Origin of the sequence: Sphingobacterium sp. IITKGP-BTPF85 (assembly GCF_001006065.1) — a bacterium.
Lineage (GTDB): Bacteria > Bacteroidota > Bacteroidia > Sphingobacteriales > Sphingobacteriaceae > Sphingobacterium > Sphingobacterium anhuiense.
The window spans coordinates 1-2,966 of the sequence record NZ_ASZT02000258.1 but is presented as its reverse complement, the minus strand read 5'-3'; the positions used below and the strand labels follow the sequence as shown (position 1 = coordinate 2,966).

General features: G+C 35.6%; 2 protein-coding genes. Both read right to left on the bottom strand.

What is annotated here, in order from left to right; translation table 11 throughout:
• Nucleotides 1-14 precede the first annotated feature (14 nt).
• The gene (locus L950_RS27410; RefSeq protein WP_156169864.1) at nucleotides 15-1,205 is read right to left on the bottom strand and encodes a hypothetical protein; all 1,191 of its coding nucleotides are present in this window, start codon (nucleotides 1,203-1,205) and stop codon (nucleotides 15-17) included.
• A gap of 71 nt (nucleotides 1,206-1,276) precedes the next feature.
• Nucleotides 1,277-2,966: DUF2723 domain-containing protein (locus L950_RS27405; protein WP_021190402.1), on the bottom strand; the 1,690-nt coding region annotated here is incomplete at its 5' end.

Below are 2,966 nucleotides of genomic sequence, written 5' to 3'. Positions count from 1 at the left end.
TTTTTGTTAATATATCATTCTGATAGATACATCTTTTTATATTTATTGCTCAGCTCAGCAATATATGCATATCTGTCCTTTTCTTTTGTATTAGCAAGTATACGTTCATATAGATCGACCGAGTCAAGAGCCATCCTTATATTTTGAACTTCCAACCCGTTTTCAGGTTTGTCAGTAGCTAGTTGTTGATAATAATCCATATGCTCTGTTAAAAATTTCATATTACGATCAACCAGCTGGTTTGCAAATTTTATTTCTCCAGTTTTATAAAGCGTATCAATAACATCCCCATAACTCGTCACATCAGACATGCTATATAGTCTTTGGGGTAATTCATTAAATGCTTTTACTGCCACTTGTCTTGCTTTTTCGGTCTCCCCTTTTGCCAACAAGGTTCGCGCTGCTTTCCCGAAAATCTCATCTGCATACATACCTGCAAAACGGAAGGAATCCGTATCAAGATAAGTTGCTTGATGTATGTTTCCCCAAGCGTATTTTTCAACAATATTTTTATATAATTTATCGACATTAATTAGAGACTCCCCTTTTTCAAGCTTTGCTTCTATAGGCATCAACCGTTTGGCAAACCCTTCATTTACCATGTATTTATCCAATCCCATCAAACTTTCAGCAGGTACCATTCCTGAAAAATAAATTGGTCTTTTCCAATTATTATTCACAAGAACAGACATCAAGCCTAGATCTGCTCTGGTGACGTAATCATTACCAAAAGTCCACTCCATTTGTTTTGGGATCTCACTTTCCCATTCTTGAGGTACGACTTTATTTCTAATGACATCTTCCTTATTCACGGCAAGCTTCAAGCTTTTTGTTGGCAGAAAGTTTTCATATTGTCCGTCTCTCATTTGAAGTTTGTTATCATTACTATCTGATAATAAAAAATCCAACAACAAGTTTATATCTGTATATCCTGCTAAATTCAAATCATGGTAAGGCAAAGATTCTCGAAGGCCTTTTGCCACCTTTTCATTCGGTATCGTGATCGGCAATCCTGCGGCCTGATAGGTGCCATTTTTTACCTGGCGGAAATACCAGTCAGAAGTCAAATAACTGATAACCACTATTCTAACATCCCGCCGAACACCTTCTACTTCTTGTAAATACCATAGCGGAAAAGTATCATGATCACCGTAAGTAAACAGGATCGCATTGGGAGCACAGGTTTCTAAATAATTTTTCGCCATATCCCTAGCTAACGATTTCTCCGATCGATTATGATCATCCCAATTTTGACTAATAAGAATCAATGGGCCAGCTATGAGACATAATGATGTAGCAAGCAGACTTGCATTTCTTTCATTAATATATTTTTAAAAAATTCAGAAATAGCAAATACACCTAATCCAATCCAGATTGCGAAAGCATAAAATGATCCTGCATAAGCATAATCACGTTCACGTGGTTGCAAAGGAGATTGATTTAAATAGATAACGATGGCCAATCCTGTAAACATAAATAAGAGACTAACAACAGTTGCATCTTTCTTGTTACGTTTAAAATGCCATAGCGCACCTGCGAATCCAATTATTAGCGGAAGGAAAAAATAGGTATTCCGAGATGGATTATGGATCATTTCATCCGATAATTTAGATTGTCCACCTATATGTAAATTGTCGATAGCCTTAATTCCCGATAACCAATTTCCTTCTGTTAAAGAACCGTGTCCCTGCTGATCATTTTGCCTTCCAACAAAGTTCCACAGGAAATAACGTGCATACATATGCCCCACTTGATAGTTAAAGAAGAATTTCAAGTTGTCAGCAAAATTTGCTTTTCTTCCTTCTTCAATACCTAAATAACCTTTATAAAAATATTGATGATAGGGTTTTTGACTGTAAATCCTTGGGAAAATGGTTTCTCTATCAAATTGATAACTTGCGGCTCTTTTTATTGGTGTATACTGGTGGTTGTCTTTTCTATAATCAATACGTTCATTGATACCTATGGGATTTGCATCAAAATATTGCCCTTTTATGAGTGGCTCTGATTCATACTGTTCTCTACTTAAATAACCCAAGAAAGAAAATACGTTTTCAGGATCATTATTATTTAAGGAAGGGTTAGCATTAGCCCTTAGCAATACCATAGTGAAAGAGCTATATCCTAATAAAATAAAACAAGTTGCCAAAATCGCTGTATTCAAAATAACTTTTCCTTTTCTTATGGAGTAATATATGCCATAAATTAATGCCGATAAGATCATTATGACAAAAACGAATATGCCCGATCCAAATCCTAATCCAAGTGTATTGACAAAGAACAAATCAAACTTGGCAGCAAATTTAATAAGGTACTGGATTATTCCCCACAGAATAATGGCCAATATTCCTAGTCCAATAAACAATGCTTTACTAATTCCCCAAAATGTTGTACGCTCAGTTTTCTTAAAATAAATAATAAGTGCTATCGCTGGAATAACTAATAGATTCAATAAATGAACTCCTATTGAAAGTCCAATAATATAAGCGATGACAATAAGCCAACGATCTGCATGCGGTTTATTTGCACGGGCTTCCCATTTTAGAATTGCCCAGAATACGACTGCTGTACATAAGGATGACATCGCATAAACTTCAGATTCAACTGCTGAATACCAGAATGTATCGGAGAAACTGTAAGCTAAAGCTCCAACCATGCCTGCTCCCATTATTTTAATCAGGTGATTTTTATCATTGGATTGATGATCAGATTGGATAATTTTTCTTGCTAATGCTGTTATGGTCCAAAACAAAAACATAACTGTCAAACCACTGCATATAGCAGAACCCACATTCATCCAAAATGCAATCTGAGCTAAATTTCCTAAAGCAAAATTTGAAAATATATTCTGCAACATTAGAAACAAAGGTGCTCCAGGCTGATGAACAATCTGAAGTTTATATGCTGATGCAATAAATTCACCAGTATCCCACCAGCTTGTTGTTCGCTCTGCTGTGATAATGAAA

Excerpts from the sequence above, each read along its gene's own strand:
- L950_RS27410 (WP_156169864.1), bottom strand. The coding sequence starts at position 1,205 with ATGGCGAAAAATTATTTAGAAACCTGTGCTCCCAATGCGATCCTGTTT.